This is a genomic window from Kitasatospora sp. NPDC023118 (assembly GCF_055560875.1).
This window is the reverse complement of record NZ_JBVHHW010000037.1, coordinates 44,813-63,713: the sequence shown is the minus strand read 5'-3', so window position 1 is coordinate 63,713 and position 18,901 is coordinate 44,813. Positions and strand designations below refer to the sequence as shown.

36 protein-coding genes are annotated in these 18,901 nt (G+C 70.0%); 29 read left to right on the top strand and 7 right to left on the bottom strand.

The features are described from left to right. Positions 1-117: 117 nt before the first annotated feature. Together ACZ3UD_RS33225 and ACZ3UD_RS33220 are read left to right on the top strand one after the other, a co-directional pair. Entirely contained in the window at positions 118-507 is a 390-nt protein-coding gene (locus ACZ3UD_RS33225; protein WP_465596258.1) for a hypothetical protein, read from the top strand. Further along, positions 393-932 (top strand): DUF2493 domain-containing protein, encoded by a 540-nt coding sequence (locus ACZ3UD_RS33220; protein ID WP_465596252.1) that lies wholly within the window; start codon positions 393-395, stop codon positions 930-932. The genes ACZ3UD_RS33225 and ACZ3UD_RS33220 overlap by 115 nt, the downstream gene beginning before the upstream one ends. 65 nt (positions 933-997) lie before the next feature. On the opposite strand, the gene ACZ3UD_RS33215 is transcribed toward ACZ3UD_RS33220, so the two are convergent. Further along, positions 998-1,231, bottom strand: coding sequence for a hypothetical protein (locus ACZ3UD_RS33215; protein WP_465596249.1), 234 nt, complete (start codon positions 1,229-1,231; stop codon positions 998-1,000). Between the two features lie 159 nt (positions 1,232-1,390). Between ACZ3UD_RS33215 and ACZ3UD_RS33210 the strand changes: the two genes are divergently transcribed. The 25 genes from ACZ3UD_RS33210 to ACZ3UD_RS33090 all read left to right on the top strand — a co-directional run bounded on the left by ACZ3UD_RS33210 (position 1,391) and on the right by ACZ3UD_RS33090 (position 11,870). After that, positions 1,391-1,771, top strand: coding sequence for a hypothetical protein (locus ACZ3UD_RS33210; RefSeq protein ID WP_465596246.1), 381 nt, complete (start codon positions 1,391-1,393; stop codon positions 1,769-1,771). Positions 1,772-1,825: 54 nt separating this feature from the next. Continuing rightward, the gene (locus tag ACZ3UD_RS33205) at positions 1,826-2,317 is read left to right on the top strand and encodes a hypothetical protein (protein WP_465596243.1); all 492 of its coding nucleotides are present in this window, start codon (positions 1,826-1,828) and stop codon (positions 2,315-2,317) included. A 178-nt stretch (positions 2,318-2,495) separates the two neighbouring features. Beyond that, the gene (locus ACZ3UD_RS33200; RefSeq protein ID WP_465596240.1) at positions 2,496-2,738 is read left to right on the top strand and encodes a hypothetical protein; all 243 of its coding nucleotides are present in this window, start codon (positions 2,496-2,498) and stop codon (positions 2,736-2,738) included. A gap of 84 nt (positions 2,739-2,822) precedes the next feature. Beyond that, positions 2,823-3,044 (top strand): hypothetical protein, encoded by a 222-nt coding sequence (locus ACZ3UD_RS33195; RefSeq protein ID WP_465596237.1) that lies wholly within the window; start codon positions 2,823-2,825, stop codon positions 3,042-3,044. Positions 3,045-3,295: 251 nt separating this feature from the next. Further along, positions 3,296-3,688 (top strand): hypothetical protein, encoded by a 393-nt coding sequence (locus ACZ3UD_RS33190; RefSeq protein WP_465596234.1) that lies wholly within the window; start codon positions 3,296-3,298, stop codon positions 3,686-3,688. Continuing rightward, on the top strand, positions 3,688-4,056 hold the full coding sequence (locus ACZ3UD_RS33185) for a hypothetical protein (RefSeq protein WP_465596231.1): 369 nt from the start codon (positions 3,688-3,690) through the stop codon (positions 4,054-4,056). The genes ACZ3UD_RS33190 and ACZ3UD_RS33185 overlap by 1 nt, the downstream gene beginning before the upstream one ends. Then, on the top strand, positions 4,053-4,259 hold the full coding sequence (locus ACZ3UD_RS33180) for a hypothetical protein (protein ID WP_465596228.1): 207 nt from the start codon (positions 4,053-4,055) through the stop codon (positions 4,257-4,259). Before ACZ3UD_RS33185 ends, ACZ3UD_RS33180 begins: the two co-directional genes overlap by 4 nt. After that, complete coding sequence (locus ACZ3UD_RS33175; protein WP_465596225.1) at positions 4,256-4,660, top strand: hypothetical protein; 405 nt, start codon at positions 4,256-4,258, stop codon at positions 4,658-4,660. The genes ACZ3UD_RS33180 and ACZ3UD_RS33175 overlap by 4 nt, the downstream gene beginning before the upstream one ends. Further along, entirely contained in the window at positions 4,657-4,863 is a 207-nt protein-coding gene (locus tag ACZ3UD_RS33170; protein WP_465596223.1) for a hypothetical protein, read from the top strand. The genes ACZ3UD_RS33175 and ACZ3UD_RS33170 overlap by 4 nt, the downstream gene beginning before the upstream one ends. 12 nt (positions 4,864-4,875) lie before the next feature. Continuing rightward, positions 4,876-5,409 carry a hypothetical protein gene (locus tag ACZ3UD_RS33165; protein WP_465596220.1) on the top strand — a complete coding sequence of 178 codons (534 nt, stop codon included), beginning with the start codon at positions 4,876-4,878 and terminating at the stop codon, positions 5,407-5,409. Next, positions 5,406-5,690 carry a hypothetical protein gene (locus ACZ3UD_RS33160; RefSeq protein WP_465596217.1) on the top strand — a complete coding sequence of 95 codons (285 nt, stop codon included), beginning with the start codon at positions 5,406-5,408 and terminating at the stop codon, positions 5,688-5,690. The genes ACZ3UD_RS33165 and ACZ3UD_RS33160 overlap by 4 nt, the downstream gene beginning before the upstream one ends. A 61-nt stretch (positions 5,691-5,751) precedes the next feature. Then, the gene (locus ACZ3UD_RS33155; RefSeq protein ID WP_465596214.1) at positions 5,752-6,102 is read left to right on the top strand and encodes a hypothetical protein; all 351 of its coding nucleotides are present in this window, start codon (positions 5,752-5,754) and stop codon (positions 6,100-6,102) included. Positions 6,103-6,133: 31 nt separating this feature from the next. Beyond that, positions 6,134-6,346: a hypothetical protein gene (locus tag ACZ3UD_RS33150; protein ID WP_465596211.1), complete on the top strand. Its 213-nt coding sequence runs from the start codon at positions 6,134-6,136 to the stop codon at positions 6,344-6,346. After that, positions 6,343-6,747 carry a hypothetical protein gene (locus tag ACZ3UD_RS33145; RefSeq protein ID WP_465596208.1) on the top strand — a complete coding sequence of 135 codons (405 nt, stop codon included), beginning with the start codon at positions 6,343-6,345 and terminating at the stop codon, positions 6,745-6,747. Before ACZ3UD_RS33150 ends, ACZ3UD_RS33145 begins: the two co-directional genes overlap by 4 nt. Positions 6,748-6,764: 17 nt before the next feature. Next, positions 6,765-8,369: a DNA cytosine methyltransferase gene (locus tag ACZ3UD_RS33140; RefSeq protein ID WP_465596205.1), complete on the top strand. Its 1,605-nt coding sequence runs from the start codon at positions 6,765-6,767 to the stop codon at positions 8,367-8,369. 58 nt (positions 8,370-8,427) lie between these two features. Then, positions 8,428-8,577: a hypothetical protein gene (locus tag ACZ3UD_RS33135; RefSeq protein WP_465596202.1), complete on the top strand. Its 150-nt coding sequence runs from the start codon at positions 8,428-8,430 to the stop codon at positions 8,575-8,577. After that, the gene (locus ACZ3UD_RS33130; RefSeq protein ID WP_465596199.1) at positions 8,574-8,891 is read left to right on the top strand and encodes a hypothetical protein; all 318 of its coding nucleotides are present in this window, start codon (positions 8,574-8,576) and stop codon (positions 8,889-8,891) included. The genes ACZ3UD_RS33135 and ACZ3UD_RS33130 overlap by 4 nt, the downstream gene beginning before the upstream one ends. Before the next feature lie 58 nt (positions 8,892-8,949). After that, entirely contained in the window at positions 8,950-9,210 is a 261-nt protein-coding gene (locus ACZ3UD_RS33125; RefSeq protein WP_465596196.1) for a hypothetical protein, read from the top strand. Beyond that, a complete protein-coding gene (locus ACZ3UD_RS33120) occupies positions 9,207-9,371 on the top strand; it encodes a hypothetical protein (protein ID WP_465596193.1) in 165 nt (54 codons plus the stop codon). The genes ACZ3UD_RS33125 and ACZ3UD_RS33120 overlap by 4 nt, the downstream gene beginning before the upstream one ends. Then, the gene (locus ACZ3UD_RS33115; RefSeq protein ID WP_465596190.1) at positions 9,368-9,697 is read left to right on the top strand and encodes a response regulator transcription factor; all 330 of its coding nucleotides are present in this window, start codon (positions 9,368-9,370) and stop codon (positions 9,695-9,697) included. The genes ACZ3UD_RS33120 and ACZ3UD_RS33115 overlap by 4 nt, the downstream gene beginning before the upstream one ends. Then, positions 9,694-10,500, top strand: coding sequence for a hypothetical protein (locus ACZ3UD_RS33110; RefSeq protein WP_465596187.1), 807 nt, complete (start codon positions 9,694-9,696; stop codon positions 10,498-10,500). Before ACZ3UD_RS33115 ends, ACZ3UD_RS33110 begins: the two co-directional genes overlap by 4 nt. Beyond that, positions 10,497-10,685 carry a hypothetical protein gene (locus tag ACZ3UD_RS33105; protein WP_465596184.1) on the top strand — a complete coding sequence of 63 codons (189 nt, stop codon included), beginning with the start codon at positions 10,497-10,499 and terminating at the stop codon, positions 10,683-10,685. The genes ACZ3UD_RS33110 and ACZ3UD_RS33105 overlap by 4 nt, the downstream gene beginning before the upstream one ends. A gap of 188 nt (positions 10,686-10,873) precedes the next feature. Next, on the top strand, positions 10,874-11,158 hold the full coding sequence (locus ACZ3UD_RS33100) for a hypothetical protein (RefSeq protein WP_465596181.1): 285 nt from the start codon (positions 10,874-10,876) through the stop codon (positions 11,156-11,158). Positions 11,159-11,181: 23 nt separating this feature from the next. Continuing rightward, entirely contained in the window at positions 11,182-11,451 is a 270-nt protein-coding gene (locus ACZ3UD_RS33095; protein WP_465596178.1) for a hypothetical protein, read from the top strand. Next, entirely contained in the window at positions 11,448-11,870 is a 423-nt protein-coding gene (locus tag ACZ3UD_RS33090; protein WP_465596175.1) for a DUF6221 family protein, read from the top strand. The genes ACZ3UD_RS33095 and ACZ3UD_RS33090 overlap by 4 nt, the downstream gene beginning before the upstream one ends. Positions 11,871-12,075: 205 nt before the next feature. Here the strand turns inward: ACZ3UD_RS33090 and ACZ3UD_RS33085 are convergent, their stop codons facing one another. Next, positions 12,076-12,417 (bottom strand): hypothetical protein, encoded by a 342-nt coding sequence (locus ACZ3UD_RS33085; protein WP_465596172.1) that lies wholly within the window; start codon positions 12,415-12,417, stop codon positions 12,076-12,078. A gap of 117 nt (positions 12,418-12,534) precedes the next feature. Between ACZ3UD_RS33085 and ACZ3UD_RS33080 the strand changes: the two genes are divergently transcribed. Next, entirely contained in the window at positions 12,535-12,843 is a 309-nt protein-coding gene (locus tag ACZ3UD_RS33080) for a DUF6300 family protein (RefSeq protein WP_465596169.1), read from the top strand. A gap of 8 nt (positions 12,844-12,851) precedes the next feature. Here ACZ3UD_RS33080 and ku read toward each other — a convergent pair whose 3' ends face one another. Next, positions 12,852-13,751 (bottom strand): non-homologous end joining protein Ku, encoded by a 900-nt coding sequence (gene ku, locus ACZ3UD_RS33075; protein WP_465596166.1) that lies wholly within the window; start codon positions 13,749-13,751, stop codon positions 12,852-12,854. 105 nt (positions 13,752-13,856) lie between these two features. Between ku and ACZ3UD_RS33070 the strand changes: the two genes are divergently transcribed. Next, entirely contained in the window at positions 13,857-14,414 is a 558-nt protein-coding gene (locus tag ACZ3UD_RS33070; protein WP_465596163.1) for a GIY-YIG nuclease family protein, read from the top strand. A gap of 279 nt (positions 14,415-14,693) precedes the next feature. Here the strand turns inward: ACZ3UD_RS33070 and ACZ3UD_RS33065 are convergent, their stop codons facing one another. From ACZ3UD_RS33065 to ACZ3UD_RS33050, 4 genes are all read right to left on the bottom strand, one after another. After that, positions 14,694-15,083, bottom strand: coding sequence for a hypothetical protein (locus ACZ3UD_RS33065; RefSeq protein WP_465596160.1), 390 nt, complete (start codon positions 15,081-15,083; stop codon positions 14,694-14,696). An 18-nt stretch (positions 15,084-15,101) separates the two neighbouring features. Beyond that, positions 15,102-16,685, bottom strand: a complete 1,584-nt coding sequence (locus ACZ3UD_RS33060) for a restriction endonuclease fold toxin-2 domain-containing protein (RefSeq protein ID WP_465596157.1) — start codon at positions 16,683-16,685, stop codon at positions 15,102-15,104. Between the two features lie 444 nt (positions 16,686-17,129). Continuing rightward, positions 17,130-17,309, bottom strand: coding sequence for a hypothetical protein (locus ACZ3UD_RS33055; RefSeq protein WP_465596154.1), 180 nt, complete (start codon positions 17,307-17,309; stop codon positions 17,130-17,132). A 140-nt stretch (positions 17,310-17,449) separates the two neighbouring features. After that, the gene (locus tag ACZ3UD_RS33050) at positions 17,450-18,508 is read right to left on the bottom strand and encodes a sporulation protein (RefSeq protein ID WP_465596151.1); all 1,059 of its coding nucleotides are present in this window, start codon (positions 18,506-18,508) and stop codon (positions 17,450-17,452) included. Between the last annotated feature and the right edge of the window lie 393 nt (positions 18,509-18,901).

The following is an 18,901-nucleotide window of genomic DNA, read 5'->3' as shown; positions in this document are numbered from 1 at the left end:
GACGCATCGACGTGCTCTTCGCCATGCTCCGAGACGGCACCCTCTATGAACCCCCGGCCGTCACCGCCGCTTGACGAAAACCATAGGGGCACCTTTTCTCCCTGATTTGAGGCCATCATGGCGCACAGTGCCACTGCAGTTCCCAAGCAGGCGGCCCCTCTAGCCGCTCCCCCACCGTCCGCGGCCCGTCTCGGGGAGCTTCTCGACGCCGCCGAGCGCCGCTGCCTGACGCCGGTCGAGGCGGCCGAACTGCGCCGCGGTGTGGAGCACCTGAAGCGCTGTCTGGCTAGCGCCGGGGCGCAGCTGCGCCAGTCGATGCGGGATGCGGAGCGGGTGCGGGATGAGCACGCGGCAGAGCTTCTGATGGTGCGCCAGCCGGGTCTTGGGGCGTCGTGTCGGGTTTGTGGTGCGGCGGTGGGTGTGTGGTGCCGGCCGGTGCACGGCGGCGATGTGATGCCGCGGACGCTGCATGTGGCGCGGCTGGTGGATGCGGGGGTGCTGTCGTGACCGGTCCTTCTCGGATTCTGGTGACTGGTTCGCGGGCGTGGTCGGATCGGGCGCGGCTGGAGTGGGCGCTCGGGGTGGCGTTCCGGTTGTGGCGGCCGATTGTGGTGGTTCACGGCGGTTGCCTGACCGGGGCGGACAGGTTCGCGGCCGAGTGGGCCGATCGGGCCGGCATCTTGTGCGACCCGTTCGAGGCCGATTGGGACAACTGCGGGCCGGAATGCTGGCCGGGTCATCGGCGCCGCCGGCGCGATGGGTCGGAGTTTTGTCCGGCGGCTGGCCCGCGGCGGAATCAGGCGATGGTCGACGCGGGGGCGCGGTTGGCGCTCGCGTTCCTGTTGCCGGGCAGTCGTGGCACGGCGGATTGTGTGCTGCGGGCGGAGGCTGCGGGGATTCCGGTGCGGCGCTTTCTTGGGGCGGCGCGGTGACTGGGCGCGGGCAGCACGAAGGGCCGCTCGGCGTAGCGGGCCGGCGACTGGCGGGGTGGGGCGGGTCAGTTCGGGGCAGCGGGCTTTTCGTCGGCAGCCTTGGGCGTGGTCCAGGGGCCGGCTTCCGGGCGGGCCGGGAGCTTGGCGCCGGGGCGGCGGAGGTACCAGCGGATGAAGTCGCGGACGACTTCTGCGCGGGTGGCTTCCAGGCTCTTGGTGGCGTCGTCGAACGGCAGCCATTCGTCGTCGGGGATGCGCATCTGTCGCGGCGGGGTATGGGTGGCCTTTACGGGTGTCATGGGCTCAGGCTATCTGGACGTAGCTACACGGGCAATGAGACCGTCCCCCAATGTGTAGCTACAGAACTTCCACCAGCCCACTTGCCGTGTAGCTACATGCTGGTCTATCGTGTAGCTACACGGAGAGGCCGGAAGCCCTCCGAAGTCCCGGAGGCAGTCATGACCGCCAAGGCCCGCAAGCTCGTCCGCCGCACCACCAACGCGATCCGCACCGCCGCCCGCATCACCCTCGACAGGGCGTACGTGATCCTCAACGGCCAGCTGAACGGCCTGATCCGCACCAGCGACATGCTCGACCGCCTCGGCATCCAGCTCCCCGACGGCCAGGCCTCCTGGTACGGCCGGCACGTCGCCAAGGCCTACCGCGCCACCCACAACGGCCAGGACGCGCCGAAGGCATGGGTGCGACACCGCACCACCGGCCGATGGATCCACGTCTTCGTGTACGCGGCCACCGACCCCGCGCTCATCGCCGGACTCAACACCTACAAGGCCACCGCCGGCCTGGTCTCGCAGGCCTCGTTCGCGGAGTGCGCGTAGACCACGCAGGCCGACTCCCCGACCACCCCGAACATCCACCGTCAGGAGCCATCCGTGACCGAGCAGGACTTCCAGTTCGCCGCCTTCAAGGACTTCCAGCCCGGAGACACCATCCGGTTCTGGACCAACGACAACGGATACGGCGGCCTCGGTGAGGTCTGGCGCACCGGCACTGTCATCAAGGTGACCGCCAAGACGATCGTCGTGGACTGCGAGAGCAACCTGCTCGGCAAGCGGGCCGTCATCCGCTTGGCCGACTGGTCGCGCCGCTGCCCCATGAAGGGCATGCCGAAGCCCGGATACCGCGTCGAGATCGACCGCTTCGTCCGCACCCCGCGCGGGGGCACCGAGCGCAGGGACATGATCACCGTGATCCGCGAGGCCGACAACGCCAAGGAGCAGTTCGAGGTGCTGCCCTTCGACATGGACCGCGACCTCACGACGGAACTCCGCCGTCTGGGCTGGGAACTGGTGGGCGAGCTGTCGGAGTCGGCCGGCCCGAGGTTCCTAGAAGGCCGAGTTCGCCGAGCACCGAGTCCCACCTAACTGGCAACCAGATCACCGCCGCGCTGGCCGTGTACCGGCCGAAGACCAACAAGGCCGCCGCCGAGCTGTTCGCCCGCCTGGCGCTCGCCGCCTAACCGGCCCCTCATCACCCCGCCCGCGCGCCGCCCGTAAGCCGATCCGTGACCCGCCACCTCGCCCTCGCCTCGCAGGAGTCGTGATGTACCGCGTCAACGTCCTTCGCAACCACCAGATCGTCGAGCGCCACGAATGCACCACCGGTGGCGACCTCCGGACCATCGTCTACGACGCTATCCGCTCCGAGGGCTCCACGATCACGGACAACGACCACTCGGGTCTGATCCGTGTGATCGGCATCGCCCGGTCGACGGCCGACATCGAGGGCTTCGCAGCCCTGGAGTTCGGCAACGCCGCGATCACCATCTGGCCGCACAGCGCCTGACCCCGCAGCTGGCTCGGCGGCCGTGACCATCCCGGCCGTCTCCCCCTAACCCGCCAATTCATCGCCTGCGCAAGGAGATCCACCGTGATTGCCCAGACCATCACCGTCGCCGCCCTCGCCGCTGAGCTCGGCGTCACCGTCCCCGAGATCGGCCGCCGCGTGTCCGTCCTGTGCCGCGTGTCCGTCCTGTGCCGTGAGCTCGGCCCGCAGCAGGTCGTCCACACCGCCGTCGCCAGTAACGCGAAGTGTGTGCTGCACGGCAGCGCCGCGGACCTGATCCGCCTCGACCTCGCCCGGGTCGCGTGATGGCCAACTCCCGTGCGATCGCTGAGCCGTCGGCCTGTGGCCACTGCGGGATCCCCGAGCGGGAGCACTACCAGCAGTGGACCAAGTTGGCTGGCTGGCATCGGTGGACTGCCCCGAGTGCCGCTCAGATCCTCGCCCGCATGCTGGCCCGCCGCGCTGGCCGCGGCTGACCCCTGTTCTGGCTTGGCGGCCGTGTCCGCGCCGGCCGCCAAGCCCGCCAACCACCCGCCCCGCCGCCTGAGGAGACCACCGTGACCACCGCCTTCGTCATTCGCGGCAGCAGCCGCTACCACGCCGACGCCGCCTGCCAGGCCCTCGACAGCGCCCGCCTCAACTACGGCGGCGGCGTCTTCCAGATCACCGACACCGCCGGCCACACACCGTGCATCGCGTGCACCGACACCGACCGCACCGAGTGGACGCTCACGCCGGAGAACTTCGGAGAGCTGTTGGAGATCGTCGGCCCGTCCAAGCCGCACTGGGCACCGCTCCCCACCCAGGCCATCGGAGTCAGCACGCAGACCGACGGCCTCACGATCCTCGCCCACCGCTTCCAGCCCCGCACCGTTGCCCGGTTCGGCGACACCATCACCCGCCAGCCCGGCGGCACCTGGACCGTCACCCACGCCGAGGCGGATCACTGATGCCGATCCGCCCCGAGAACCGCAGCCGCTACCCCGCCAACTGGCCCGCCATCAGCCTCGACATCCGCACCAACCGGGCCGCCGGCCGCTGTGAGTGCCTCGGCGAGTGCGGCCGTGGCACCCACGACGGTCGCTGCCCGAACCTCAACGGCGGTCGGGCGTACGGCACCGGTTCGCGCGTCGTGCTCACCGTCGCTCACCTCGACCACACGCCGGAGAACTGCGACCCGGCCAACCTCCGCGCCATGTGCCAGGGCTGCCACCTGCACTACGACCGCGACCACCACCGGCAGACCGCCGCCACCACCCGCCGAGCCGCCATCGAGGCCGCCGGCCAGCTGACCCTCACCGAGGAGACCACCCGATGAGCACCCAGCCCGAGGTGCTGCACATCCTCTGCTGCAGCTCCATCACCGCTATCTGCGGCGCTCGCGCCTCGTACCCCGCCGCCCTGGACATCCCGCACCCGCAGTGCCCCGAGTGCGCCAGCCTCGACTGGGCCGGCGTCCCCTGCAGCCTCGACTGCCCGTTCACCACCAACACGCCCGCTGCCATGGAGGACCACCGATGAGCCAGCCCCTCGACCTCGACGCCATCCAGGCCCGCTGCGACGCCGCCACACCCGGACCGTGGCACGTCGAGGACGACAAGCAGGACCTGAACCGCTGGGTGGCCGACCGGACCGGCTACCTGGAGATCAACTTCGGATACCTCGGCAATGGCACCCAGCCCGACGCCGCTTTCGTCGCCGCCGCCCGCACCGACGTCGAGCAGTGGGCCGATCACTGCCTCGGCCCGCAGACCCGCAACCTCCTCGACGAGATCCGCGCCGCCCTCAACGGCGAGACGGCCCCCCAGCGGCCCGCAGGCGCCCGCCTGACGGCCCCGCAGCACCGCACCGGACCACGACTCGCCCGAGCGCCCGAACAGGCATCCACGGGCCCGCCACGCCAACCACGGAGACCACCATGAACCAGCTCCTCGACCACGACCCCGACACCTGCGTCGGCATCTGCTGCGGAACCTGCGCCCGCTGCGGCCGCCAGTTCGACGCCACCGACACCCGCCACGACGGCCACGCCCGCCACCACCTGACCGACTACTGCCACTCCTGCGTCGACCGGTGCCACGACAACGACGACGCCGACCACCGCTGCGTCATCTGCGCCGACTAGGAGCCCCATCCGATGGCCATGGACACCGACTTCCCGCAGCACCCGAACTGGCCCTCGCCCCGCCGCTACGGCCGCCCCCTCACCGCCCGCCAGAAAGCCTTCCTCAACCACCTCGATGTCCGCTGCGGCACCCACGAAGGCTGGCTCCGACACCGCGACGAAGGCGACCTTCCCTGCGGAGACTGCAACACCGCACACGAGGCCCACCGTGCCGCCGCCGACGAGCGGCCCAACCTCTGCGGCACGAACGCCGGCTGGCAACGCCACCGCCGCATGAAGCAGGACCCCTGCCCCGACTGCGTCGAGGCCCGCGCCGACTACGAACGCTCCCAGTGCGGCACTTACGCGGGCTACCGCATCCATCTCCGCAACCACACCGAGCCCTGCCCGGCCTGCGCCAGCGCGAACGCCGACCGACTCCGGAACTGGCAGGCCGCCAACTCCGAGAAGACGCGTGGCTACCAGCGCACCTACTACGAGCGTCACCGCGACCAGCGCATCGCCTACTCCGCCAACTACCGCCGCAAGATCAAGGACGCCGCGTGACCATCATCGAACCGCCCGACCGCCCCCGCCGCTTCCGCGTCCACAAGACCGGCAACGAGCCGCAGGACTGCACCCTCCACCCCGACGGCCGGATGAGCAGGGAACTCTGCGGCCAAACCTTGTGGAGCATGCTCTCGCTCGACGCCATGCTCGAAATGAACTGGGCTGACGCCGAGATTGAGTGGGATCCGGCCCCCATCGAGGACACCCCGGTCCCGGCCGCCACGCCGGCCGCGAGCGAGCCCAGCGCCATCCCCCTCTTCGACGCTGCCAAGGCCTGACCCACCCCCTGGGCGGCCGGCACCCACCGGCCGCCCACCACACCCACCACGGAGACTCGCCATGGACCTCACCCATCCCATCGAGGCGCTCAGCATCAACGGGCGCACCTACACCGCATTCCGATGTGGCCCCCACGGTCACTCCAGCTGGAACGTGATCGGCATCGCCCCGCACCACACTCCAGCCGAACTCGCCCTTCCCGAACCGCGCCGGCCTCGACTGCCCTACGCATACGGATCCCCCGTGGCCCCGAGCCGCGGCCACGTCGGACACCCCGAGGCGCCGATCACAGACGGCTGGCAGGTCAGAGACGAGCTGAACCGCACCGTCTTCGGCTACGCACAGACCATCGCAGAGATCGCGCACATCACGGCCGATGCGCTGAAGCTCCCTGGCCACGCCACCTGCTAGTCAGCCACACACACTCACCACGGAGACCCGCATGGCCACCTGCACCTGCGGCCGACTTGCCATCGGCCTGGAAGTGACCGAACACCGCAACTGGCACCCGGACTGCCCGAAGCACGGCACCGACTCCACCTGGTGGAACTCGCCCGAGCAGGTCGAGGCCCGCGCCATCAGGCGCCAGGACCTGATCGAGTTGCAGGCCCGCGCCCGTGAGGCCCGCAAGCGTGCCGCCGGGGGCGACCGGTGACCGACACCCCGCCGCCCAGCCTCCCCGAGCGCATCGAGGCCGCCCTCCGCAGCGCCGCACATGACTGCCCCGACGACTGCGGCCTCACCGAGGCCGAGTGCGACGCCCAACACCCCATTCAGGTCGCTGGGTACCACCACAACGCCGTGGCCGCGGTGTGGGGCGACGTGGACGCCATCGCCGCCGTCGCGCTCGCGATCGTGCAGCCCGAGCTGGACGCCCGCGACGCCGAGAACGCCCGGCTCCGCGCCACCATCGACGCCGTCACCCGCCTGCACCAGCCACGCAACCACGGCGGCTGGCAGATCTGCACCGAATGCAGCCGCATCGGCCACGTCACCCGCCCCTGGCCCTGCGACACCGCCACCGCGCTCAACACCGCCCGCACCACGACCAGCTGACCCAGGGAGACCAACTCATGCTCACCGTGACCGACTTCTTCTGCGGCGCCGGCGGCTCCAGCCAGGGCATGCACAACATCCCCGGCCTCCAGGTCGCCACCGCCGCCAACCACTGGGACCTCGCCGTCCAGACCCACCAGCACAACTTCCCCGACGTCCGCCACGACTGCGCCGACATCTCCCAGATCGACTTCCGCCGCTACCCCCGCACTGACCTGCTGTGGGCCAGCCCGGAGTGCACCAACCACTCCGTCGCCAAGGGCGTGAAGCGCGGCGCCGACATGCAGCCCGACCTGTTCGGCGAAGTCCTTCCCGAGGAAGCCGCCGTCCGCTCCCGCGCCACCATGTGGGACGTCCCCCGCTACCTCGAAGCGATGAGCCTGCGGGGCCGGCCCGTCCTTGGCGGCGCCGTCGAGAACGTCGTCGACGCCCGCAACTGGGCGTTGTTCGACGCCTGGTGCATGGCTATCCGCGCCCTCGGCTACGACATGCGGCTCGTCTACCTCAACTCCATGCACGCCCGCCCCCGCTTCGGTACCCCGCTCGCCCCCCAGTCCCGCGACCGCATGTACGTCATGTACTGGCTCAAGGGCAACCGCGCCCCGCAGATCGAGAAGTGGACCCGACCCGACGCGCTGTGCCCCGAGCACGGCCGCATCCATGCCGTCCAGTCCTGGAAGAACCCCGACCGCGAATGGGGCCGCTACCGCGCCCAGTACGTCTACCGTTGCCCCATCCCCGGCTGCTGGACCATCGTTGAACCCTGGGCCCTCCCCGCGGCCGCAGCCATCGACTGGACCCAGCCCGGCCAGCGCATCGGCGACCGCACCAAGCCCCTCGCCGCCAAGACCCTCGCCCGCATCCGCGCCGGCCTCGCCAAGTACGCCCGGCCTCTCGCCGTTCCAGTCGAAGGCCGCGAGGGCAAGAACGCCGCGCCGGTCGACGACCCGCTGCGGACCATGACCACCCGCAACGAGACCAGCCTCGCCTGGTTCGAGCCGTTCCTCGCCGAACTCCGCGGTGGCGGCTCCGACCACCGGCCCGCCTCCGACCCGCTCGCCACCGTGTGCGCCTCCGGCAACCACCACGGCCTCGTCCACCCCGCAGCCGCGATGGTCATGCGGAACAACGGCTCCACCGGCAACGGCGGCGAGCACTGCACCCCGGCCGCCGAACCGCTCCGGACCCTGACCACCGCCGGACACCAGTCACTCGTCACCTGGCCGATGCTCGTTCCCGCGGGCGGCACCTGGAACGACGAAGCCCGGCCCGTGCGCGAGCCGTTCCGGGCACGGACCACCCGCGAGACCGAGGGCCTGCTCGTCCCGTACTACGGCAACGGCACCGCCCGCCCGACCGACCAGCCCGCCCCCACGGTCACCACGGTCGACCGACACGCCCTGGTCTCCCCCGACCTCGACGTCGAGGAGTGCCTGTTCCGGATGCTCAGCCCGCGCGAGATCGGCGCCGCCATGGCGTTCGGCGCCGACTACACCGTGCTCGGCAACAAGCGTGAGCAGGTCCGCCAGTACGGCAACGCCGTCACCCCGCCCGCCGCCGAGGTGCTGATGTCCGCCCTGGTCGAGTCCATCACCGGCGAAGACCTCCAGGCCGCCGCCTGACCCCCTGACGTCCGACGCCGCCCGCCACCGCGGGCGGCCCCACCCCGAGGAGCACACCATGCCCTTCAACGTGGACGACCCGTGGAGCCTGGAGGACACCCTCCGCGAGCTCTGCCAGCCGCCCTGCGACCCGATGTTCCCCGGCGACCCCGACAGCCACAACGACAACTGCCCAGCCCACAACTACACCCCCGAGGACACCCCGTGAGCACCACCGCCTACGGCGACCCCGCCACCTGGGACGCCATCCCCACCCCGCTCAGCGGCGCCATCCAGATCGAACTCGTGGCCCACGGCTGGGACATCCTCGACGCCCACGACGACGGCATCATCATCGACGTCCCCGGCCTCGCCGACGACGAGGAGTGGGTCCTGCGTCGGCCCGGCTGGCGCGGCGAGCACTGGGTGTACGGCATCTACGCCAACGGCCGCTGCGACAACCCCGAACCGCTCGCCGCCGACCCGGTAGATGCCGCCGGCATCGCCGCCGAGGCTGCCGCGATCCTCGCCGACTACCGCTGACCGGCCCCGGCCTGCCGTCACCCGGCGGCAGGCTCCACCCCGACCCGAGGAGCACACCGTGCCCAGCCACATCCCCGCCGACTTGCTCGCCGCCGCAGCCTGGCGCATCCGCCAGGGCGATCACCGCATCGACATCGCCCTCCGCGGACCGCTCGCCGCGTGGCTCGACGACGCCGAGCACCGTGTGCGCGCCGCCCAGCAGGCTGCCAGCGAGGTCTGGACCGACGACCCCGGCGCCCGTGCGTCCTGGATCGCCCGCCAGCAGCCCGAAGCCGCCCTCGACTTCGCCCGCGCGGTGCTCGGCATCCCCACCGCGTGACCGTCAGCCCCTGGCTGGTCCTGGCCGGCGCCCTCCTCGGCGCCGGCCTCGCGGCCACGCTCCTCGCCGTCATCGACAACCGGCGGCACCACGACCAAGACGAACAAGCCCAGCTCGACGACCAATTCGCCCAGCTCATCACCACCCTGGAGCGCCAATGAGCCTCCCGCTCACCACCCGCCAGCAGCAGATCCTCGAACTCATCGCCACCGGCCACACCGACGCCCAAATCGGCCGCCGCCTCGGCATCACCGCCCAAGCAGCCAGCGCCGCCGTCGCCCGCCTCAACGCCAAGGCCGGCGCCCGCAGCCGAGCCCACCTCGTCCACATCGCGCACCAACGCCGCCTCCTCACCCACGTCGAGTGCGGTACCCACAACGGCTACCGCCGCCACCAGCGCGTAGGCGAACCCGCATGCCAGGCATGCCGCGACGCCGAAGCCGACCACAGCGCCACCCGCCGTGCACAGACCAGGAGGGCCGCATGACCAGCGCCTACCAGCAGCAGCTCGCCCAGCAACTCCGCGCCGCCGAGGACGAACTCGGTCGGTGGCGCCGGCAGGGCCGCCGCGCCGAGCGGTACCGCGCCGCCTGGCTCTCCGCCCGCCGCCGCGCGACCGAACAGCGCCGAAGGCTCATCGCCGCCCAGAAGACCAGCGAGCGACGCCGTAGCCAGATGCTGGACGCCGAAGCCGCCCTCGACGCCGCCGAAGCCCGCACCGAAGTACTGGCCGAGACGCTCGAAGCTGTCCTGGACACGTTCGTCCACACGGTCCACCCCGGATACGCCGGACTCCAGTCGATGATGATCCCGGCAGCCGAGGTCGACAGGTGGCGCCAGGTCCTAGCGAGCGCCCGTACCGGCCGCCTCGACCCGATCAAGCGCGACCACGAAGCCCGCGCCGAGCAGGCTGACGCCGAGATCACGCCGTCCCATTGCGGCCACCTCGACCAGGACGCCCGGTCGATGCTGCTGAACCTCCTTGCCCAGTGGGGGATGCGGAGCGGCCACGGAGCACGAGCCATCGTGGACGAGGCGCTGAGCAGGCATGCTGCCGAGTTGGACCGTGCAACCGCCACCGCGCCGCTCATCTGTTGCGACGAGCGCCACCAGGAACGCGTGGCCGCGCTCACTGCCCGCGCCGAGCAGGCCGAAGCCCGCATCGCCGCCGTCCGGGCGGCCCATCAGCAGTTCGAAGACCGCTGCGGCGACTGCTACAACCCCGACTACCCCGAGTCGTGGCCGTGTCCAACGATCCGCGCCCTCGACGGCACCGAGGCCCGGCCGTGACCTGCCCCGACGACGAGTGGGACAGCTGGGCCGACGAGGCCTGCCTGTTCGACGACCAGGACGGCGAGTACGACCTCACCCCCGTCTACCCGCCCTGGTGGCGCCGCCCTTGGCCCATCTACCGCGACACCAGTCGCGCACTCCCCGCCCTCCCCGACATCGCCGACTACCAGCCCGCTACCTGACCCACCGCCGCACAGCGCACCAGGAGACCGGAATGCTTCCCGCCCCGATCGTCGACCGCCTCCGCACCCAGCTCGGCCAGCTCCCCGAGCTCATCGTGCTCGCCCATCTCGCCCTCGCTCCCGACGCGAGCTGGCGCGGGCCCAACGGGGCTACCCGGGGCGGGCGGTCCCGCGAGAGGATGGCAGCCGTGAACGACACCAGCGAGTCAAACCCGACCGGCGCCCGCGTACGGCTCATGAAAGCCCTGCTGCGACACCCGCTCCCGGGGAGCCACGCTGACGAAGCCGACTACACGGCCCTGCTTGATGCCTACCGGGATGAAGTGCTGCACGACGCCGCTGAGAGGATCCGCACCGAGGCAGACCAGCCGCTCCTCGATGGCAAACCGCGCTTCATGGGCTCACGCTTCGGAGGCATGCACATCGCGGCGAATCTGATCGACCCCACCGCTCCGCAGGACACTGCATCGTGAGTGGGCCTATGAAAGGTTGAACCATGACCGCTTCGACCGACGCCGCTGGACTGCTGCGCCTGATCGCAGCAGAACCCACCCTTCTGCCGTCGGCGCCGCAGGATGCTACTGGGGCCGCCATCGAACAACGCCGCCGATATGGAGGTCACGTCTGCCTTCGCTGCGACAGCCCCGCCCAGGCAGCGCTGATCGCAGAGAGCAAGGTCGGCAAACGCTGGCTGGACCTGTGCATGGGCTGCTTGTGCGCGGTTCGTCAATCAGCTTCATCGGAAGTCGAATGGGGCGCGCAATGACCCTGATCGCGTTCCTCCGCGCCCGCCTCGACGAGGACGAGCAGGCAGCGCGCATCATCAGTTGTGGTGGGTTCGCGCCGGAGGTGTGGCGCGCCGAGCCGGTACGCAGCCGTCGGTGGATGCAGATCGTTCCCTTCGAGCGCGAGTCACACGAACCCCCCGGGTCCGAGTACCGGGCGAGTGACAGCCCGACCGTCCTGGTCGCCAACAATCGGGCAGAGTGGGCGCACATCGAACGGTGGGACCCGGCACGGGTGGTGACCGAGGTCAACGCCAAGCGGCGCATCATCGACGAGTGCGAGGCCGCGCCGAACCACGGCAACTGGGGCATGAGTTCGCTCGCTGAGAGCATCCTGCAGAAGCTCGCGCTGCCGTACGCCAGCCATCCCGACTACCGGCCCGAGTGGGTACTCCGATGATCTCAACCCTGGCCTTGTTGGTGCGCGAGCTTGCTACGGGACTGCGAACCGGCCTTCGCGCTCTCGCCGGTGACCCCAATCCGGCCGCGACGCCACAGATATACACAGACTCAGCAGGCATCCCGACTTCCGGCCCGAGTGGGCTCCAGGAGCCTGGCAAGAGGATTGATGCACACCGCCCATCGCCCGGCTGAGACCGCCCGGCCTACCGGACGGGCGCTTTGTCGTGTTCGACGGGCTGGTCGTCGCCGCGGAGGTTGGCGAGGGCGTCGGCGATGAGCCAGGCGAGGGGTTCGGCGTCGTTGATGGGGAGGTGGCCGACGATCTCCCCGTTGATGATCCACTTGAGGAAGACGCCGGCGCGGGGCTTCGCAGACTGGGAGAGGCCGGCGTAAACCCAGCCCTGTTCGCCGCGGGCCTCGGTCTCCAAGTTCAGCGGGACCGCCTTCGAGCGGTGGGCGCCGCCGCGCGCTCCGAGACTGGGCTGCTCGTCGGGGACGGTGCAGTGCGCAGGGTCGCACCAGGTGGGGTGAAGGGTCGTGCTCATGCATCCCAGGCTAGTCGAATATTTGTTCGAGCAGTGGGGTCGGGCCCCTCTGCCGGAACCCTTGACTCCGGATGATCGCGGGCAGATCCTGGCCACCCCCACCAGGGAGGAGTCCGCATGAACCGTGTCGAAGTGATCCGCTGCGACGACATGCCGCCCTGTCCCCGCTGTGACCGCCCCGTCATGCTCATCGCCCGCGTCCCCCTCGGAGACGGCGTTGACCTTTCCCTGTGCCGCCACTGTGACACCGGGCCGACCACTGGCGGCCGACTTGTCGCAATCCTCGGCCTCCCGGAAGGCCAACGCCCCGTGGATCTGTTCCGCGAGTTCGTGATGGCGTGGATGCGCGAGGGCCTGGCCGCACAGGGATGGCAACCGGCGGCCCCGAAGAACGGCACAGACCCGGCCGTCGACGGCCCGCCGTAGCTGGCCCGCTACGACTCCAGCTGGCTGCCTCTGCCTGACCCTTTGCCGCCCGCACGCTCTCGCCCGCTGGCGGATCGCTTGGAGGGCGCTGCCTTCTTCGCGGGTCGGCCGGCCGCAGTCTTCGGATGCTCTCGGACGGCCCGGTCCAGCGCCTCCTGCAGCAGCGCAGTCAGGTCGAGCGCCTGGGCCGACTCCAGCACCCTCGCATCGGGGGCATGCGGGGCCGGCAGACCCGCCGCCTTCGCCTCCACCACCCGGGTCAGCGCCACCGTGTACTCGTCCTGCTCCGCGTCCGGGTCGAAGCCCTCGCTGTACGCGTCCATGAGCTGCCTGGCGAGCGTGATCTCCTCCGGGCGCAGCTCGGCCGTCTCGGGGGCGAGGCCGGCCGGGTTCTTCACTTCATCCGGCCACAGGAGGGTGACCATGGTCAGCACGTCGCCGCGGGTGCCGATCGCGACGAGGCTGTCGCGGGTGCGGATCGCGGTGCGGGCGATGGCGACCTGGCCGCTCTGCGCGAGGGCTTCACGGAGCAGCGCATAGGGGCGGGCCGCGCCTGGTGTGGTGGTGGTGAGGTAGTAGGCGCGGTTGTAGTGCAGGGGGTCGACGCGTTCGGCGGGGAGGAAGCCGAGGACGCGGATCTCGTTGGTGTCGGGCATGGGGAGAGATTCGAGGTCTTCGCGGGTGAGGACGAGGGTGCGGCCGTCGGGGAGCTCGTAGCCGCGTTCGATTTCGTGTTCCGGGATTTCGACGCCTTCCTGCTCGCAGTACTTGCGGTACCGGACCCGTGATCCGTCCCGGGCGTGGACCTGGTGGAGGGGGACCTTGTGCTCGGAGGTGGCCGTGACGATGCCGACGGGCACGCTGACCAGGGAGAATGTGAGGATTTTCTTGGCGATCACAGCGGGCACGGCGCGCTCCAGGTGTACCCCCCATCGGTCTCTATCCCAGTCCATCGACGTCGGACGGTGATCGCATCCCAGTCGACTGTCAGTGGCCGGTGGGATGGTGCGTCCATGAACTCCGCCGATATCGGCAGCGGTGGCCCCGGTCCGTGCCGTGACTGCGGCCAGCAGTGGCCCGGCCGCTGGCCGGGCGCTCGATGCCGCCCTTGCTGGGATGTGCGGGTCGCCGCCCGCAACGAGGTGTTCTGGAACGGCCCCACCGGCCTGTACCGGCTGTACGAGCAGAACGGTCTGCTGCTGTATGTCGGGCTCAGTACCGAGCCCGCGCGGCGCTTCAAGGAGCATCGCAGGTCGACACCGTGGTGGCAGGACGTGGATCCTTCCCGAACGACGATCGAGTGGCTGGGCTGTGGCGGCAACGACGCGATCCGCGTGGAACGCCGAGTGATTCGGGCGGAACGGCCGGCCGCGAACCGGGAGTGGGCCGCGCCACTGCCCCAGGGCTGTCCGCCATTGCCGGAGGAGGGCGTGTGGTTCAACCGAAACGCGCAGTATCGGGAGTGGCGGCGGTGGTTCGCGGCGTGGCGGGACTGTCAGCTGCAGGTGGAGGAGCGGGCGGCCAGGGATTTCGCTGCGCGACATCTGGACTCCCCCGTTCCGGGCGCGTAGCGTTCCTCGCCACGAGGGGGTCAACCCGGACGCCCGGCTTGTGGGCTCCGGGCCCCGAGGGCGGCCTTTGCGACCGCCTGGCCACGCTGCGCCCTGCCGCTTCCCAAGTGCGGCAGGGCGCAGCCGTGCGGCCTGACCTGCAGGTTCAGTGGCACAATGCCTTGTCCAGCCGGCCAGGCGTACGCTCCGAGGCAGTCCTCCCACGGCAACGCCCCACTCCGATTGATCCGGAGTGGGGCGACGTCGTTTTCTTGGCTCGCCTCGCCGCCTGGAGAGCTCCTAGTCCAAGTCGAACAGCGCCTGAAGCAGGTCCTCGACATCCCGCATGCCAGACCCAGGCGGCACCACCCGGACGTTGTCCGGATTCGACGCCACCGTCACCACCGTCCGCGCATCCGGCGGCAGGAGGCCGAGGAACCACGCAATGGTTTCAGCCCACACCTCCGGGTCACCATCGCGCAGAATCAGCTGGCCACCCTCGAAGTAGCTGCATTGCCGCTCCATGCCTGCGACTTCGACGTCGAAGTCGATGTAGTCCTTGTCGCTCACCGGGGCGTGCTTAAGCCAGGACTCCATGCCAGGGAACCGGCCGCGGAGGTGTCCCTCGGCTTCTTCCGGGGTGAGCGGCCAGGTAGTGCCGGGTGCGGCGCCGACGTAGATGGTGTCCAACGGGGTTCCTTGCCATGGTCAGGGGACGTAGCGGACGTTGCTCTTCACGTGGTGTTTGGCGAGCAGGTACTGCCAGTATCCGACGGTCGCTTCGTCGGGGGTGTCGATCTCCAGGTACTGGGCGTGGTTGGCCGGGTTGTCGATCGCGGCTTGGTAGCGGGAGAGCTCGGACTCGTCGTCGCCCAGTACGAATTGGGTGTTGAACTTTCCCTCCTGCAGCCCTTGGAGGGACCGGGGGCTGCAGCCCTTCTTGCGTACGTTCTTCGCGTCGATCAGCGCGCCATCGGCGGGCCGGAAGCCGTCCGCCCATACCTTCTCGCCGTTCGCACCGTAGACCAGCCGTTCCGGCTGGCCTGCCATGCGCACTTGGTACTCACGGTCCTCCGGCTTCCCGTAGTTCGGGGGCCGCTGGTCCATGCTCTGGATCCAGGCCGTGGCTGCCATCTGCTGCGCCCCGTCGTAGAGCGGGTACGGGCGCGGTTCCGGCGGAGGCGGGATTGGGCCGACGGCAGGGTTGGCAAAGGGGCTCTGCCCAGCCGGGTTCTGTGGGTTCGGCGGCGTTGCAGCGTTCGCTGCATCGACTCCGGCCACCGCGGTTGCTGCCGTGGCCGTGCCGGCGAGGACGACGAGTCGCGAGGCGAGGGACGACACGATGGCTTCCGCCTCCGCGACTGCTGCAGCGGCCGCCATCTCCGCCTCAGCTGTGGCCAGAGCCTCCGCCGCGACCGCCGCATCGGCGGCCAGGGCGGCGTCGGCGGCGGCGGCCGCGGCATCGGAGCCACCGAAGGTGAAGACCGTCAGCAGGACACCGGCTGTGGTCACCACGCCGGCTGTCACGCCGAGTTCGATGAGCTTGTTCTGGCAGTCGTCGATTGCCTTCGCGTAGTCGTTGCAGATGGCCTGTAGTTCTCGGCAGGCGGCCGAGATGTTCTCCATGAGGGAGAGCTTCGACGACGCGGTCGTGCCGCCAGCCGGACAGGCGTTGAACACGGTGGCCGCGTAGGTCTTGAAACCTTCGACTGCGTCGCCCGAGCACTTGGCGATCACCTCGGCGGAATGAAGGCCGGCGTTGCGTTGCGCTTGGTCGATCAAGGAGGCGCAGTGTTCCCAGACGTGAGCGGCGCTACGCAGCCTCTTGGGGTCACCTTGCGGCCAGAACTTCCCGATGATCGGGATTTCGTGGACCTCTTTGGATCCTGTGACCATCGGCAGGCTGTTGTGTGCCTGGTTCGGGTCGCACTGCTGCGCACCCTTGGCGAGCCCTGACGATGTGTTGATCTTTCCAGTGAAAGCGGCTGCCACACTGTCCTGGACGGCGAGGTAGTTGGAGGCCATGGTCAGCAGGCGGCTAGAGACGGTGGCCATGCCCTGCCCGGCTTTGCCGATGGCCTGGACCACGGTCTTCGCTGCCGGCTCGTACTTGGCCGCGAAGGAGTGGGCGACGGAGTCGTCTCCGGCCATTCCGGCGGTGGAGGCCAGGTCTCCGACGATGCCGTCGGCGATGTTGTAGACGAAATCCTTCGTGTCGAGGAACTGAAGTGACGCCTGGAACACGACGCTCGGGTCAACTTCGAATCCGGTCCCTGTTGCCGTATCTGCCATTGGCTTCGCCTCCCCCAGTCAACCGGAGTTTAGCGTGGAGCCACGACAGCCCAATGCGAAGGGTGTGGGCTGATCTCTGTGTGTCGACACCCTATGAGTTGATCACGATCCAGGCTATCGGCCTGGTACTTCGAGCTCGGATAGTCTCGCCCGACATCTGGACTCTACCGTTCCGCAGGCGTAGCGTTCCCGGCCACGAGGGGTGGCACCCGGGCACCCAACCCCGCCCGGGCCCTGTCGGCGGTCGCGCCTGACCGTCGGTGCTGCTGCGCCCTGCTGCTTCCCAAGTGCGGCAGGGCGCAGCCATGTTCGGCCCTGATCTGCGAATTCATGCGGCGCACGTCTTGTCCGGGCAGTGGCCCGGGCGTAGGCTCCGGGGCAGTCCTCCCACGGCAACGCCCCACTCCGGATTACCCGGGGTGGGGCGCTGTTGTCTCCGGCGCTTCAGCGGGGCGGGAGATCGTCCGTCTCCAGCGACACGCCATCGATCTCGACGACCTCGTAGCCGAGCCGGTCCGCCACCTCCCACGCTGCGGCGGCCTGCTGCTGCACGTTGAGCTGAGGGTGAGGGTTGGCGGGACGGCGGGTCCAGCTCACGACGGTGGGCAGTGGGGTCTCGTCCATGGCGGGCTCCTCCGAGGTTGGGGATGGAATCAGTGTGTCATCCCGGTCCGACACGGCGGATTCGATTCGGGTGTCCGATGGGCCAGCGGAGGCCGTTCTGGCTGCGCAGCCGCGCCCACTGGTTGGCGGGTCCCCGAGCTTCAGCCAGCGGCGAGGACGCGTCCGGCTCGATGGAGAAAGTCGGCGACCTCAGATTCGGTGCGCCAGGCGTCGAGTGCGGTGGTGAGGGTGCGCAGGTAGCTGCGGCTGCGGGTGGAGTGGACGCTGCTGAGGATCATCAGGGCGCGTTCGCCGGCTTCGAGGCTGGGTTCGAGGTTTCGCTGTTGGAGGTGGGCGGTGGCGATGACGGTCTGGCGGATGCCGACGGCGCGGCTGTAGACGCCTTCCGGCATGGCGGCGGCCTGCTGGTCCCAGCGCAGCACGTCGTCGGGGCGGCTGAGGTCGCGGTAGATCTCTGCGGCGTCGGCGGCGACGCGGGCCCGGGTGAGGTAGGCGAGCCAGTCGGGGTCGCGCGGATCGGTGTCGGCGGCGTCGACCAGCTGCTCGCAGCGGATGAGGGCTGCGGCTGCGGCGGGTGCGTCGCCGGCACGGCCGTGGGCGCGGGCCTCGGCGAGTTTGGCGAAGGCGAGCACCCTCGCGGGGGCGTCGTGTTTGGCGCGCTCGTACGCCCCTTCGGCCATGTCGACTGCTTCGCTCGTGAAGCCGCGCAGGAAGGTGTGCAGGCTCATGGTCGCGAGTACGTAGGAACCTACGGCGGGGTCGCCGGAGGCGCGGGCGAGGCGTAGGGCCTGGACGAAGTGGGACTGGGCGCTGGCGTGGTGGCCCATGTCGACGTCTGCCCAGGCGGCGACGCGGGCGAGTTCAGCGGTGGCGGCGAACAGCTCGGTGCCGATCTTGTCGGTGAAGGTGCCGCGCAGCAGCGGGGCGGCGCGCTGGCTGAGGCAGTCGGTGACCATGGAGGCCCGCCAGTTGCCTCCGCCGAACTTGGAGTCCCAGCGGCGGGCGTCTTCGGCGGCGCTCCAGAGTTCGTCGAGGTCTGCGCGGCCGACGCGGCGTCCGGCGACGCGGGCGAGTGGTGGGTCGGTGGGGACGGCCAGCCAGCGGGTGACCGGGGTGGTGTAGGCGGTGAGGGCGAAGGGGCTGGCCTTGACGAAGCTCCGGCGGTCCACTGTGCTCCAATACTCGACCGCGAGTTGCACGGCCTGATCGGGGTCTCTGTGGAAATTCAAGCCGGTTTCGACGGTGATCGGGGGCGCGCCGGCCATCCCCATCTCATCGAGTGACACCGTTCGGCCGAGCCGTTCGGTGAGCGCAATGGCCAAAAGCGCCGGTGCGGGCGCCTTCGGGACCATGGCGCGGTCCGTCCAGTTCCTGATCGAGGTATGGGTGTACGCGCGGTTGACGCCTCGGCGTTCGGCAAGTTCGTTCACGCGGTGCGCGAGGGCGGCGTCGCTCGCCCCGCTCTCCTCGATGAGCCGAGCAAGGTGGTGATTCGGCTCCCGGCGTGGCGCCATGGTGACCCCTTGGAAGTCCAGATCGGAACCTGTGGATTCCGGGGCGGCGCTCGTCCCCGCGGCCGCTCTCCCGGGAGG